The following is a 14,272-nucleotide window of genomic DNA, read 5'->3' on the forward strand; positions in this document are numbered from 1 at the left end:
ACGCCGCCGATGACATCGACATGTTCGCCGATCGAGATCTGGTCCTGCACATAGAAGGCCGTGGCGTCGGCATTTGTCCGGATAGACCGGTAGCCGGTGTTGGCGGTGGTGCGCAGCGTGACTGGCGGCACCGTGATTCGGTCAGCCAACGCGACAAAGACGCGCCGCCCTCCATTGACGATATCACCACTTCCGAAAAAGCCATTGATCCGCTGGTTGCGCGTGCGCTGATCGCCATATTCGAAGCCGGCGAGCAGCACGTGGCGGACGGGGCCGGTGGTGACGGTCCAGACGAGATCGTTCTGGTTGAGCAGGTTTTTGCGCGTCGTGGGATCGCTATAGGCTTCAAGGCCGACGCTCTGGACGCCCCCGCGCAGGGTGACCGGGGTTACCGCGAAAGTGTTTCGATAGAGCTTGTCATAATCTCCGTAGAGGACGCGACTGGTTACGGTCAGGTTGTCGCTAAACCGATGCTCGATGCGCCCGCTTAGGACCTTAGCCTCGAAATCGCTGACGTTGAATCCCGGCACACCAAAAAAGGTATCGCGAAAACCGGTAAGGGGGCGTGACGGGCTGGTCAGAGAGCCTTGGGCAGCCGAGGGAACGCCTCGATCGATCGTGCGCTTGTCATTGTTGTATTCGAAGCCCAGGTCGATCCGTGTGGTGCCGCCTAGCGATACGGCAAAGGTCGGATTGATCGCGAGCCGGCGTCCGTCGTAGAAGTCCCGGTTGCTGTTGAACTCCTCATAGACGGCGTTCAGTCGAGCCGAGGCGGACTGGCTGATCGGTTGGTTGATGTCGGTGTCGATATACCATGCGCCATATGTATCCGCCGAACCGCTGCTACTGATGAAGGCGTTGGCACCGGGGCGCTTGGTGACGCGGTTGACGATCCCACCCCCACCACCGCGGCCGAAGATCATTGCGTTGGGACCTTTCAGGACCTCGATCCGCTCTGCGTTGTAGAGGCCGCGGTAATATTGCACGTCGTCACGCAGGCCATCGACAAAGAAGTCTGCGGTGCTGTTGTTGCCGCGCAGAATGATCTGATCGCGGTGACCCTCACCCTGAGATATCACCGCGCCGGGGACATAGCGAAGCACGTCGGCGATCGAGCGCATAGCTTGATCGTCAATCTGCGCCTCGGTGATGATCGATGCCGCCTGTGGAACGTCCTTGAGACTGGTCGGAGTGCGGGTGGCGGTGCTGGTCGCATCGACCTGGTAGCCGTCCCGGACGCCGGTGACGATGATTGTTTGGCGTGCGTCCGTAGCCGGGGGAGCTGGCTGGTCCTGGGCCGTTGCGGGCACGGCCATTAATCCAAGGCCTAACGCGCCGCTTAATGTACTTTTTTTTCATTTTACCCCCTTGCGAATCGTTCTCAATCTGTGCGCCGCCCTATGATATATGCAACTGCTTCGCAATAGCCGATGTCTGACTTGAAAGTGCGTGATGAAGGTAATGGTGCGCATCGACCCCCTAAGTTGGAGACGCCCGAACGGTGTGCCGCCAGATCGGTGAGCAAGCCCTGCCGTCGCTCACCAGATTAGGGGGCGAGTTCGGGATCTCGGCGCCTGCGGTGGTCGTTTCGCTAGTGTCGCGCCTCTATATGTGATAATGTCCTTTATCATATACTCCAGTGGATCCGATGGAGCCGTTTAAACGGAGCGGAGATCTACCGCTAAGAGGAAGGTCACATGACTGACGACGAGGCTTTCGCCCACAACTACGCCGAGCGCGAACAGGCCAAGGCGCTGCGTGAGCAGGCGCGCGCGGGCGGCTTGCGTTTCGAGGCGTATCTTCCTCCGGATATGGCCGACTGGCTATTGGAACGGGTCGAGCGCGGCATGTTTGTTGATCCGTCCGAGGCGGTGTTCGCGATCGTCAAGAATTTCATCGAGCTGGAGCCGCATCGCGATTTGCGCGACGAGCTGCTGCGCCGGATGTTGCAGGCCGCGATCGACGATCCGAGGCCACGGATTCCGCATGAAGAGGTCTGCTCCAGAATGGAGCGTTGGCTTGCCGAGCCGCGCGCCGAGGCGGCGCGCTGGGAGAAGATCGCACCATGAACCAGCTCGTCCCCCTCCCCTCACCCGGCTTGGCGTTGCCGGCGCTGATCGCGGCGGCCGACGAGCGCGCACGGCTGCGCTTTCTTGAGTTCTTCGCCGTCACAATCCGTAATCCCCATACGCGCCGCGCCTATGCGCGCGCCGCGAGCGAGTTTTTGGCCTGGTGCGAAGCACGCGGCGTTGCCTCAATCGCCGGCGTGCAGCCGCTCCATGTCGCGGCCTGGATCGAGGCGCTGGGGCGCGAGGTGAGCGCGCCCACCGTCAAGCAGCAGCTCGCGGCCGTGCGCCACCTGTTCGACTGGCTGGTGACGGGTCAGGTGGTGCCGGTGAACCCGGCGGCATCGGTGCGCGGACCGGCGCACAGCGTCCGGCGCGGCAAGACGCCGGTGCTCGATCCCAAGGAGGCGCGAGCGCTGCTGGATGCGATCGACGTGGGGACGCCGGCAGGGTTGCGCGATCGGGCGCTGATCGGGCTGATGGTCTATTCGTTCGCGCGGATTGGCGCGGCGCTGGCGATGCGGGTCGAGGACGTGTTCATGCAGAATCGGCGGCTCTGGGTTCGGCTGCACGAGAAAGGCGGCAAGCGGCATGAAATGCCCTGCCACCATAATCTTGAGCATTATCTGGCCGAATATCTCGACGGCTGCGATCTGCGCGCGCGCGCCAAGGGGCCGCTGTTCCGCACGATCGCACGCGGGACTAAGCGACTAAGCGACACCCCCCTGCCCCAGGCCAATGCGTTCGCGATGGTGCGCCGGCGCGCAGCGGCGGCCGAGATCGGTACGGCGATCGGCAACCATTCGTTCCGCGCGACCGGGATCACCGCCTATCTGAAGAACGGCGGCACACTGGAGACGGCCGCGACGATGGCGAACCACAGCTCGACCCGCACCACTCAGCTCTACGATCGCAGACCCGATGACGTGACGCTCGACGAGGTGGAACGGGTGCTGATCTAAGGGTGACGGAAAACCCCGTCAGCAAGGTTGTCGTACGGTTTGCCAATCCGGCGGGTTTTTCCGTGCAGTCTGATCGAGAGCGCGGCGGTGGTGATCGGCGGAAGGGTGAGGGGCGGAGATTCATGTGATTTCCATTAGGTTAATCTGTTCGTGCAGCCGCTGCCGCAGCGGACCGTCTTCTGGCCGCGACGATCAATAACGGATTATCCGCCTGCTTACGCTGACCAAGTCGCATGCCCGTCGCCGAATTGATCCCGTGGCGGCTGCACACATCGCTGTCGCCATGCCCGCTTCCTGCTCCGCGCCTCTTCAATTTATCGTAGAAGCTTTTGATGTGTCTTATTAAAATCCTTGGCTTGCCGCTCTCGGTCAGACGATGATTGGACGGATTTCAGTTCACTTTCGTCCATATCTGCGATTTGCACATGATCCGCCCTGTCAGGCACCCCTTTCCCTCCATCCGCCGATCGTCGAGCGTGGTGATTGTTCCAGAGAAGGTTTGGCCGATGTCGGGTACAAAAACACTGCCGCGCCACACGCCCTTCTTTTCAGGAACAAAATCGCGAAACAGGATCAGACCTACCAGATCGTTTGTCCCGCCGCGCCGCGCATCCGCCTTGGCTTTGTCACTTGCCCAGACCACGACCCCGCACATTCTGCTTCCGCACGGCTGGGCTCGCACATGTACGCTGTCCTGCGGATTCTTCCACACTCCGAAAGAAGCGCGCTGTGCCTCGACGGACGCAGATGTTGCAAGTAGCAGCATGGCTGCCAATACGAAACTGAACCTCATCGCCATTCTTCCTCAAGGCCGGATCATCATTTGCGCGACATTTTCCGCGATCGCCATGGTAGGCGCGTTAGTGTTGCCCGACACGATCGACGGCATGATCGATGCATCGACCACGCGCAAACCGTCAATGCCACGTACACGGGCTGCCGGATCGACCACGGATGCCGAGTCACTGCCCATGCGGCATGTTCCTACCGGATGATAGATTGTTTCAGCGCGCGCGCGGATGTCGTCGATCAGAGCCTCGTCGGTCTGGACCGCGGGTCCCGGTCGCACCTCCTCGCGCAAGTGACGGGCGAGCGCCGGCGCATGAAGGAGCTTGCGGGCTAGCTTCGCGCCATTCAGCAAGACGCCCACATCATCGGGATGACTGAGATAATTGCCCTCTATGCGCGGATGAGCCGTGGGATCGGCGATCTTGAGCCCGATCCTGCCGCGGCTCTTCGGTAGAAGGTCGCAGACATGCACGGTCATTCCGTAGCCGAAGGCTGTCTTGCGGCCATGGTCACGCAGGATCGCCGGCAGGAAATGGAATTGAAGATTGGGCCGCTCCCGGCCGGCGTCGGATTTGAGGAAAGCGCCGCCCTCCGAGGCATTTGACGTCAATTCGCCTTCATGATGAAGGAAATAGCTCCATGCGCCGCGTATCGCACGAGGCAGGAAACTGGGCGCCACCCCAAATCCTTCGCGATCGGCCGTGGTTGCCACAGCCGTATAGTCGAGGTGATCGGCGAGATTGGCTCCGACTTCGGGCGCATCCAGAACGATCTCTATGCCATGCTGCCTGAGTTCGCTCGCCGGGCCGACGCCCGACAGCATCAGAATCTGCGGCGAATTGACCGCGCCAGCCGAAAGGATCACCTCTCCACCGGGGCGCAGCAGCAGGTCCCGGCCGCCGACGCGGACCCCGATGGCGCGACGGTCCTTGAACAGTATCCGTTCGACGAGGCCGTTCGTTTCGATGGCGAGATTCTTGCGCGAGCGAGCCGGATCGAGAAACGCTCGCGCCGTGCTGAACCGTTGCCCGTCTTTCTGGGTCACCTGATAGACACCAAAGCCTTCCTGGCTCACGCCATTGAAGTCGGGATTTCGCGGGTAGTGCAGTTCCACCCCAGCTTCGACGAAGTCTTCCGTAAGTGGGTTCACTCGCCCAAGATTGGAGACGCAAAGTGGCCCGGCATTGCCATGATGCTCGTCGTGGATAGCCTGATTGTTTTCGAGCGCGATAAAAAGCTCGCGCATGCGCGGCCAGTCCCAGTCAGCTCCGGCGGCCGCCCCCCAGCCCTCATAGTCCGCCCGATCGCCGCGAATGTAGACCATTGCATTGATCGAGCTGCTGCCACCCAGCGTCTTGCCGCGCGGCCAATAGAGCCGCCGGTTGTTAAGGTGAGGCTCGACTTCGGTCTCACAGTTCCAGTTCACCCATCCCGTGCGGGCAATGACGCTGACGCCAAGCGGCATGTGAATGAAGGGATTGCGATCGCGCGGCCCCGCCTCGATGAGGCAGACAGCTTTATCCGAATCAGCAGAAAGGCGGTTGGCCATGACGCAGCCGGCCGAGCCGCCGCCAATGATGATATAGTCGTACATGGATTTACCCCAGAAAGCGTTTGGCAAGTCGGATCAGACGCGCTGCCCGGCCCGAATAGGGAGGAAAGACGAGAGGCAGAGCGGAGAAGCGGTTCTGGAGAACGGCGCGCTCATGACTGAAAGTCCGGAACCCGTGATGGCCATGTGCCGCCCCGATCCCGGAATTGTTCACACCGCCGAACGGCAGATGATCGTGGACGTATTGGACGATGGTAAGGTTGACGCCTGCACTGCCGGAAGTCGTGGCCGCCAGGATATGATCCACTCTCGCCCGGTCACGATCGAACACATAAAGCGCCAGCGGCTTGGGTCTTGCGTTGATCCGACCGATCACGGTTTCAATGTCATCATAGGTCAGGACCGGCAGGACGGGACCGAATATCTCCTCATGGTCGATCGCCGCCTCGGGAGCGATCGCCTCCAGCACTGTGGGCGCCAGCGCCCTTCCCTGCCTTTCGCCGCCGACAATGATCCGCCCGCCCGTGGCCAGGGCATCCGCAATCAGGCCCCCCAGTCTGTCCGCATGGCGATCATTGACGATCCTTGCGAGATAGGGGCTCGTCATGCCCGAACCATAAGCGGCGGCGATCCGGCGGCGCAGCGCTTCCACGAACCGGTCGCGGATCGAAGCGTGGACGAACACATGATCGGGCGCGATGCAGGTTTGACCGGCATTGGAGAATTTGCCGAAGGCGATCCAACTGGCGGCCGTCTCTATGTCGGCATCCGGTCCCACGATCGTGGGCGACTTGCCACCCAGTTCCAGCGTAACGGAGGTCAGGTGGCGGGAGGCTGCCTGCATTACGACTTTCCCGACCTCGGGGCTGCCGGTGAAGAAGATATGATCGAAGGGCAGCGCGAGCAGGGCCTGAGACATCTCCTTCCCGCCGAGGGCGACGGTAACCAAGTCTGGCGGAAATGTGTCGGCGATCAGCCGCGCGATGACGCCCGAGGTAGCAGGTGTCATCTCCGAAGGCTTCAGGATAGCGCTGTTGCCGGCAGCAAGGCAGGAGACAAGCGGCCCCAGGCAGAGATTGAATGGGTAATTCCAGGGCGCGATGATAAGGCACACGCCGCGTGGCTGCGGCACGATCCGTCCGGCCGTGCCGAAACCGATCAATGTCGGTCCGACATGGACTGGCCGCATCCATCGGCGCAGATTACGACGGCTGTGGCGGATTTCCTGCATGACCGGAAGAATTTCCGTCAGAAACACTTCGGCCTCCGGCTTGCCGAAGTCGGTCGCCATGGCCTGGACGATCTCCCCTTCGAACTTTCGTATGGCAGCCGCGAGGCGCGCCAGCGCAGCGCGTCTTTCAGCAAGGCCAAAGCGCATCCGGCGCTCGTCCGACATTGCCTTTTGCGCGGTGAAGAGCATTTCCACCGGGCGGCCATCACAGGGTTCCTGCGAAATCGAATGGCTCTCTTCAATCATTTCATTCTCGTCGAAAACATGACCTTCGCGCGAGTCTTACGAGCGCAAAAGCAATAGGGAACTACACGAACATGTAGTATCGACCCGACATGGGCCTGGGAACCGAATGGACTCCAACGCTGCTTTCGCGACTGGCGGAAACGGCACTTCGCCGTGTGGAATTGACCGCGCGCGTCAGCCTGCTGCGCGCACCTTGCGGCTACGGCAAATCGGCGACGCTCGCGGCCGGTTGGAAGGAGGCGGCGGACACTGGTCGCCCGGCGCTTTGGGCAAGTCTTGCAAGCGACGACACAAAGAAGGGCACCCTGCGTCGCCTCGCCTTTCAGGCCGGAACCGCCGCGGACATCGAGTCCATTCTCCAATGGATATGGCATCAGGACAGGCCCGGGATTATTTGCCTCGATGATGTTCAGGAAGCGCCGCATCTCGAAACGCTGACAAGAGACATGATGGATGCTCTTCCCGATGATTGGCGAGCGGTCCTTGCAACCTCCGCCCCCTGGGGATTTGGCGTCCTCAACGCTGACTGGCAGGAAGTCGGCCCCGATGCCCTGGCCTGCCGCGCCCAGGATCTGAAGGAATTGATCCGGCTCCCTTCAGCCCTCGACCGGATCATATCGGACACACAGGGTTGGCCCGCATTGTGCCGCATCGCGGGCCGTGTATCCCACCGGATGCAGCCACTGCATTTATGGCCCGAGATCATCTGTTATCTCGATCAGATGGTGTTGGCGCCCTTATCGCCCGCTCTGCGCACATGGCTGAAAAAGGCGGCATTAATCGCTCCCCTCGATGCCGAAAGCCACGATTTTGCCCTGCGCGTGCCGATTCCGATGAAGCCGCCCCTCGTTTCCGAGATGATTGCGCCCCTTCGTTCCGAGATGATGTCGCCCCCCCGGAGACAGGGCCGTGCTGGCTACGTCTGTTGTTATTTCGTTCGTGCCGGCCGTCAAGCCTCTGAAGGGGATTTGACCCGGCGCATGCTGTCACCGTCGAGGTCCAGGCGGTGGGCGTTGTGGACGAGCCGGTCGAGGATGGCGTCGGCATAGGTCGGATCGCCGATCACCTCGTGCCACGCCGCGATCGGCAGCTGGCTGGTGACCATCGTCGAGCGACGGCCATAACGCTCTTCTAGGATTTCGAGGAGGTCGTAGCGGGCATGAGCATCGAGTGGCTCAAGCCCCCAGTCATCAAGAATCAGGAGCTGAACGCTGCCGAGCTTGGCCAGGATGCGGGCGTAGCGTCCGTCGCCGCGTGCCAACGCCAGGCTGGCGAACAGCTTGGGCACCCGCTGATACAGCACCGAACGGTCGTCGCGGCAGGCCTTATGGCCTAGCGCGCAGGCCGCCATGATTTCCCGACGCCAGTCGGGCCGCAGATGACGAGATTGTCGCGAGCGGCGATCCAGTCACCAGCGACGAGCTTGAGGAACAGCCCCCGGTCGAGACCTCGATGGCTGCGATAATCGACATCCTCGGGGGTTGCCTGATGGCGCAGCTTGGCGAACCGCAGCCGGGCGGCCAGCTTGCGGTCGTGGCGGAAGCTCCATTCGCGGTCGAGCAGCAGCGCCAGCCATTCGGGATGGGTGAGCCGCTCGGCTTCGGCATTGGCGGCCAGTTCGTCGAACGCCCTGGCCATGCCAGCCAGCCCCATTGCTTTCAGCCGGTCGAGAGTGGGATGTTGAAGCATCATGATCTCCTTCAGTGATAGTAGCGGGAACCCCGGATATTCGGGTGGGTGATCGTCCGATCGTCGCGCGCCTGCCGGGGCGCGGGCGCCTGATCGAGCCGGTTGTCGAGGATCGATCGGACCGATCCATAGGTGCGTGCGCCGATATCGAGCGCCCGGCTGCACGCCGCTTCGACCCGTTCGCGGCCGAAGCCCTTCACCAGGCGCACGATGCCCAGGCAGGCCCGGAAGCCCTGCTCGGGATGCGGGCGATCGGTCAGGATTTTCTCGCACAGCAGGGCGGCACAGGGGCCGATCGCGGCCGCCTCGGTGGCGATGCGTTCGATCGTCCAGTCGGCGAAGCGCCGGTGCGATGACGGCATATGCTCAGATATCGTCGTGTGCCGGCCATTGCCGGAGCCGCGCATATGGGCGGCGATCCGTTCACCCTTGTGGAACAGTTCGATCGTACGCGCGGTGATCCGCGCCTCGACCGGCTCGCGCGCGAAGCGATACGGGACCGAGTAATAATGGCGCTCGATCTCGACATGATAATCGAGACCAGCGCGCCGCCGCCGCCATTCGGCGAAGACATAGGGTTCCAGCGGCAGAGCTTTCAGCGCAGGCCTGTCGATGGCCTCGAACAGCTGGCGCCGGGTCTGGCCCACGCGGCGCATGATACGGCGGTCATTGAGGTCGGCGAGCAGGTCGCCGATCGCGGCGTTGAGTTCGGCCAGGCTATAGAAGATCCGATGCCGAAGGCGCCCGAACAGCCAGCGCTCGACGATCAGCACGCAGGCCTCCACCTTGGCCTTGTCGCGTGGGCGGCGCGGACGGGTCGGCAGCACCGCGCTGTCGTAATGTGCCGCCATCTCGGCATAGCTGCGGTTGACCTGTGGATCGTAAAGGCAGGCCTTGATCACCGCGACCTTGGCATTGTCCGGCACGAACAGGGCAGGCGCGCCGCCGAAGGCTTCCAGCGCCCGCACGTGCGCCGCGATCCAGTCGGGCAGCGTCTCGGTCCAGCTCGCCTCGGCATAGGACAGGCTCGATGCACCCAACACCGCCACGAAGATGTGCGCGTCGCGGATTTCGCCGGTCAGCCGGTCGACCACGACAGCCACCTTGTCGCCCGCATAGTCGACGAACAGCTTCTCGCCGGCGGCGTGGGTCTGCCGCATCGTGACCGGCAGCTTCGCCGCCCAGCCACGATAGAGATCGCAGAACCGGCTGTAGCGATAACCTTCCGGATGCTGAGCGATATATTCGTCCCACACGATCTGCAGCGTCACATGCTTGCGCTTCAACTCGCGATGGATCGCTGCCCAGTCCGGTTCAGGGCAGCGGCGATGGCCGGTCTTGGTGCCAGCCGCGCGGTAAAGCGCCGCCTCCAGAACGGCATCGCTGACATCCGCGCCCAGCGGCCAAGCCAGACCCGCGACCGCTGCCCGCCTCAGCGTCTCGCGCACCGTCGAGGGCGCGGCGCCCACCCGATACGAAATCGCCTTGTGACCCAGCCCCTGCTCAAACCGGTACCGTAAAATCTCGCGAACCCGTCGCATACTCAATCGCTCCGCCGACATCGGCTCCCTCCCTCGGACAACCCAAAGGAAGCAAACCTAATCCCAGCAGCGGACCTTCATCGTCATCCCCGCCAAGGGGGCGACATCATCTCGGAATCAGGGGGCGAGTAATTCTCGGAACAGGGGGGCGGCATCATTTCGGAATGAGGGGGCGGCTTCCCTCGGAATCAGCACATTCTCCAGGGTGATCACCGTCGCCTTATCGCCGGCCGACTGTGCGGCTGCTGCATAGGCTTGCGCGGCTGAAGGCTCCAGCACGACGGAAGCGACCATGAATTGAGGCACGGCCAGAGGCAGCCATTCGATCGGATTTGCCTGACGGTAGCGGCCCGCCTGTGCGTCAGGAGCGCCCCCGAACAGGTTGACGAAGATCGGGCGGCCGCAAATATCCTTGTCGAACCCGTACAGGGTTCGCAGGTCGCCTGGGCCGTCGATGGCGACCGCGGCGGAAACCTTCAGTGGATCAGCGCCGCGGACCTCGCTGTCGGCAGGCAATCTGGGACGGGCCGCCAGCCACAGGGCAGCGTGGGCGCCGGCAGAATGTCCCACCGTCACCACATGCTTCAGGTCCAGAGGCTGGGTTCGTGCCAGCACCCTCAAGTGATCGAGCGCCGCTCCCCAATCCTGGAAGGTCCCAGGCCACCCGCCGCGGGTGTCACCAACCTGTCGATACTCTATATTCCATGTCGCCACGCCCTTGTCCGTCAAGGCGCTCGCCAACGGCGCCGTGCCTGCCAGTGTCTCATAGCCTTTGGTCCAGCAGCCACCGTGAATGACCATGACGACGGGAAACGGGCCAGGACCTGCAGGCAAGCGCAGTTCACCGATCTGCAGAGGATCAGGACCATAGGCCTCGACGAGCGTCGGAGCGGTGACGGGAAGGGCGTGGAGTTGGGGCGGTCCGATCAGCGCATGTTGGTTATCCGACGGCGTCTGCGCCCAAGCGGTGCTCGTGACAATCAAGACTGTAGCCAGGCCTAATGAACGGTATCGCATGATCTACCTCTTTCATGCATCTTCCCGCTCCGACGTTACCAGCCAGTTCGTCAAATGTGAGAAGACAGCAATTCGTCATTAGATAACATGGTTCGCTATATTCTTTTCGGAAACACCATTCCGTCATCGAGTGGGCAAAGCGATAGATGAAATCCCGTTTCTGGCGCAAAGCATATTGCGGCTATGCGCGATCACGGTAGCCTTGATCATGGAAGTGATACGTCAGGCGACCAAAGAGCTATCTAGATTTCATTGTCGTCGTGAATTGCGGTTTCAGAGGATCGTGGGTTTTATCTCACTTGGCTATCCATGCTTCGACCAGCTTGACCGCATCCTCTACTGTTTTGACCTCACCGGCGGCTTCATCCGGGATAGTGAGTCCGAATTCGTCTTCAAGCGCCATCACAACTTCCAGCACATCGAGACTATCCACGCCGATGTCATCGTAGAAAGACGAAGCAAGGGCAATCTGATCCGGATAGACGCCGAGCTGACGGCTAATGATCCTGAAAACTCGGGGAGCGATTTCTTCCATCACAAAGCCCTCGCGCGGACACTATCGGCTAGTAAACAGGGCAGATTCTCGTAAACTCAATCATCGCAGAGCAACGATATTGTCCTGCGGCCAGTAAATTCATCATGCCTTGCTGAGCATTTTCTCGGCGCTCGTTTTCACAAAATCCGAAATCTGTCCTGACATCATTTTGAGGAACAGCGGTACGCTGACGTCGCCGCGAATCTCGCTATCCTCAATGTCGAGTTGCACCGGGATATTCTGCCCCATCGCCCCGATGACCAAGTGTAGTGCGTAGTCCGATACCCACTCGGAACTGAGCGAACCGCCTCCCGGGATATGCGCTGCCAGCTTGGGCAGGCCGGCCTCGATCCTGCTCTTCGCTTCGATTTTACCAAGGCTGTGCGGGATAACGACTTCCATATCTTCTTTCCTGTTCAGGCCGCCCGATCGACGAGCAGCAAGGTCGATGTCGCGGAGGCATAGAGTTTGCCGGCCATGTCGATCAGACGCGCCTCGGTATGCGCCACCCTCTTGCCCATCGACACCACCTGGCCGATTGCACGGACCATCCCGACCCTGTCGGTCAAGGGCGCATGATAGGCGACCTTGAGTTCGAGCGTGACGCAGTTGATGGGCACTTGGGCCGCGGAGTTCGCCGCGATGCCGCAGGCCGAATCCAGCAGCGTCGCGGCATAGCCACCATGGGCGATGCCCATGAAATTGTAGGTCTGCGAGGTGGGCGTCGCGACAAAGACGACCTTCCCCTCCTCCGCCTCAAGCAGATCGATGTCGAACAGGTCCATCATGGGCGGCCGGGTGCCGGCCGCCATGAACTGTTCGATCTCTTCCAGACCGGTCATCGCTTACCTCAAAGCTTTTCGGTCAGTTCAGGAACGATCTTGAAGAGGTCGCCGACCAGGCCGATATCGGCGACCTGGAAGATGGGCGCGTCCTCATCCTTGTTGATCGCGATGATGGTCTTGCTATCCTTCATGCCAGCAAGGTGCTGAATCGCACCCGATATGCCGACGGCGACATAGACTTCCGGCGCCACGATCTTGCCGGTCTGGCCGACCTGAAAATCGTTGGGCGCATAGCCAGCATCGACCGCTGCGCGGCTTGCGCCCACACCCGCGCCCAGCTTGTCGGCCAGCGGATCGATCACGCCATGAAACTGCCCGGCCGAGCCCAGCGCTCGCCCGCCCGAGACGATGATTTTGGCCGAGGTGAGTTCCGGGCGCTCGGACTGGGCGATCTCGGCACCCACGAAGCTGGAAAGTCCCGCATCCGTGCCCGTCGCAGCCTCGATACTGGCCGAGCCACCCTCGCGGGCCGCCTTCTCGAAGGCTGTGCCACGCACCGTGATAACCTTCTTTGCATCAGACGACTGGACCGTCGCGATCGCATTTCCCGCGTAGATGGGACGCGTGAACGTGTCAGCGCTTTCCACCGACAGGATGTCGCTGACCTGCATCACATCAAGCAAGGCCGCCACGCGCGGCGCGATGTTCTTGCCATTCGAAGTGGAAGGCGCCACGAACGCGTCATAGCCGCGCATCAGGTCCGCGACGGCCGGCGCGACATTCTCGGGCAAAGCGTGTTTGAACGCCGCATCGTCGAACGTTACGACTTTGGCGACACCCGCGACCTTCGCAGCAGCCTCGGCCACGCCGCCGATGCCCGCACCGGCAACCAGCAGATGGACCTCACCAAGTTTGGCAGCGGCGGTGACGGCCGATAGCGTCGCATCCTTGACCGACGCATTGTCATGTTCAACCCAGACGAGCGTATTCATAACTTATTCTCCGAGAAATCCGCCCCCGCTTCATCTCTGTGCGCACAGGATGAAGCGGGGTGCGCCGTCACTTGCATGGGAGAGGTTCGGCAAGTTCGGCGCGTTTGAAAGTTTATCAAATCGCCATTTCCTTGAGCCTGGCGACCAATTCATCGACGTCGGCCACCTTGATGCCCGCCGAGCGCTTGGGGGGTTCGGTCACCTTGAGCGTCTTGAGGCGCGAGGCGATCTCAACACCGAGATCGGCCGGCGTCTTCGTCGCCAGCGGCTTGGATTTGGCCTTCATGATATTGGGCAGGCTCGCATAGCGCGGTTCGTTGAGACGCAGATCGGTCGTCACGATCGCCGGCAGTTTGAGGCTTACGGTCTCCAGACCGCCATCCACCTCACGGGTCACCGCGACAGTCTCGCCCGATACTTCGACCTTGCTGGCGAATGTGCCCTGCCCCCAACCGAGAAGGGCTGCCAGCATCTGGCCGGTCTGATTGGCATCATCGTCGATGGCCTGCTTGCCGAGGATCACCAGGCCTGGAGCCTCCTCGGTGGCGATGGCCTTCAGGATCTTGGCGACGGCGAGCGGCTCGACCTCATCGTCAGTCTGGACGAGGATCGCGCGGTCGGCCCCCATGGCGAGCGCGGTGCGCAGCGTTTCCTGCGCCTTGGCGACGCCGATCGACACCACCACGATTTCGGTCGCGACTCCCTTTTCCTTGAGGCGGATAGCCTCTTCGACGGCGATCTCGTCGAACGGGTTCATCGACATCTTCACGTTCGCCAAATCGACGCCCGTCCCATCCGCCTTCACGCGCGGTTTCACATTATAATCGATAACCCGCTTGACGGGCACAAGCACCTTCATGGATCAAT

14 protein-coding genes and 1 pseudogene are annotated in these 14,272 nt (G+C 61.8%); 3 read left to right on the forward strand and 12 right to left on the reverse strand.

What is annotated here, in order from left to right:
- Positions 1-1,316: TonB-dependent receptor (locus D0Z70_RS21880; protein ID WP_182914074.1), on the reverse strand; the 1,316-nt coding region annotated here is incomplete at its 3' end.
- 381 nt (positions 1,317-1,697) lie between these two features.
- On the opposite strand from D0Z70_RS21880, the gene D0Z70_RS21885 reads away from it, so the two are divergent.
- A complete protein-coding gene (locus D0Z70_RS21885) occupies positions 1,698-2,069 on the forward strand; it encodes an antitoxin PaaA2 family protein (protein ID WP_119750076.1) in 372 nt (123 codons plus the stop codon).
- The gene (locus tag D0Z70_RS21890; RefSeq protein ID WP_119750078.1) at positions 2,066-3,028 is read left to right on the forward strand and encodes a tyrosine-type recombinase/integrase; all 963 of its coding nucleotides are present in this window, start codon (positions 2,066-2,068) and stop codon (positions 3,026-3,028) included. Before D0Z70_RS21885 ends, D0Z70_RS21890 begins: the two co-directional genes overlap by 4 nt.
- Before the next feature lie 391 nt (positions 3,029-3,419).
- Here D0Z70_RS21890 and D0Z70_RS21895 read toward each other — a convergent pair whose 3' ends face one another.
- The 3 genes from D0Z70_RS21895 to D0Z70_RS21905 are packed head-to-tail and all read right to left on the reverse strand — an operon-like array spanning position 3,420 to position 6,846.
- Positions 3,420-3,821 (reverse strand): DUF2147 domain-containing protein, encoded by a 402-nt coding sequence (locus D0Z70_RS21895; RefSeq protein ID WP_066861607.1) that lies wholly within the window; start codon positions 3,819-3,821, stop codon positions 3,420-3,422.
- A gap of 12 nt (positions 3,822-3,833) precedes the next feature.
- Entirely contained in the window at positions 3,834-5,411 is a 1,578-nt protein-coding gene (locus D0Z70_RS21900; RefSeq protein WP_069335613.1) for a GMC family oxidoreductase, read from the reverse strand.
- Between the two features lie 4 nt (positions 5,412-5,415).
- Positions 5,416-6,846, reverse strand: a complete 1,431-nt coding sequence (locus tag D0Z70_RS21905) for an aldehyde dehydrogenase family protein (protein ID WP_037474520.1) — start codon at positions 6,844-6,846, stop codon at positions 5,416-5,418.
- A gap of 161 nt (positions 6,847-7,007) precedes the next feature.
- Here D0Z70_RS21905 and D0Z70_RS25065 point away from each other — a divergent pair, with 161 nt between their 5' ends.
- Positions 7,008-7,895, forward strand: coding sequence for a hypothetical protein (locus D0Z70_RS25065; protein WP_182914075.1), 888 nt, complete (start codon positions 7,008-7,010; stop codon positions 7,893-7,895).
- Here the strand turns inward: D0Z70_RS25065 and istB are convergent.
- From istB to D0Z70_RS21950, 8 genes and pseudogenes are all read right to left on the reverse strand, one after another.
- A pseudogene (istB, locus tag D0Z70_RS21915) lies at positions 7,796-8,535 on the reverse strand (IS21-like element helper ATPase IstB). The gene D0Z70_RS25065 and the pseudogene istB sit on opposite strands and share 100 nt — an antisense overlap.
- An 11-nt stretch (positions 8,536-8,546) precedes the next feature.
- Positions 8,547-10,076, reverse strand: a complete 1,530-nt coding sequence (istA, locus tag D0Z70_RS21920) for an IS21 family transposase (RefSeq protein ID WP_082730872.1) — start codon at positions 10,074-10,076, stop codon at positions 8,547-8,549.
- Positions 10,077-10,193: 117 nt separating this feature from the next.
- Positions 10,194-11,060 carry an alpha/beta hydrolase family protein gene (locus D0Z70_RS21925; protein ID WP_234832056.1) on the reverse strand — a complete coding sequence of 289 codons (867 nt, stop codon included), beginning with the start codon at positions 11,058-11,060 and terminating at the stop codon, positions 10,194-10,196.
- A gap of 328 nt (positions 11,061-11,388) precedes the next feature.
- Positions 11,389-11,628, reverse strand: coding sequence for an acyl carrier protein (acpP, locus tag D0Z70_RS21930; RefSeq protein WP_004206981.1), 240 nt, complete (start codon positions 11,626-11,628; stop codon positions 11,389-11,391).
- Between the two features lie 102 nt (positions 11,629-11,730).
- Positions 11,731-12,030 (reverse strand): polyhydroxyalkanoic acid system family protein, encoded by a 300-nt coding sequence (locus tag D0Z70_RS21935; RefSeq protein WP_004206980.1) that lies wholly within the window; start codon positions 12,028-12,030, stop codon positions 11,731-11,733.
- Between the two features lie 14 nt (positions 12,031-12,044).
- Positions 12,045-12,470 (reverse strand): PaaI family thioesterase, encoded by a 426-nt coding sequence (locus D0Z70_RS21940; protein ID WP_004206979.1) that lies wholly within the window; start codon positions 12,468-12,470, stop codon positions 12,045-12,047.
- 8 nt (positions 12,471-12,478) lie between these two features.
- Complete coding sequence (locus D0Z70_RS21945) at positions 12,479-13,405, reverse strand: electron transfer flavoprotein subunit alpha/FixB family protein (protein ID WP_004206978.1); 927 nt, start codon at positions 13,403-13,405, stop codon at positions 12,479-12,481.
- A 115-nt stretch (positions 13,406-13,520) separates the two neighbouring features.
- Entirely contained in the window at positions 13,521-14,264 is a 744-nt protein-coding gene (locus D0Z70_RS21950) for an electron transfer flavoprotein subunit beta/FixA family protein (RefSeq protein ID WP_004206977.1), read from the reverse strand.
- Between the last annotated feature and the right edge of the window lie 8 nt (positions 14,265-14,272).

Origin of the sequence: Sphingobium terrigena, assembly GCF_003591655.1 — a bacterium.
Taxonomy (GTDB): domain Bacteria; phylum Pseudomonadota; class Alphaproteobacteria; order Sphingomonadales; family Sphingomonadaceae; genus Sphingobium; species Sphingobium terrigena.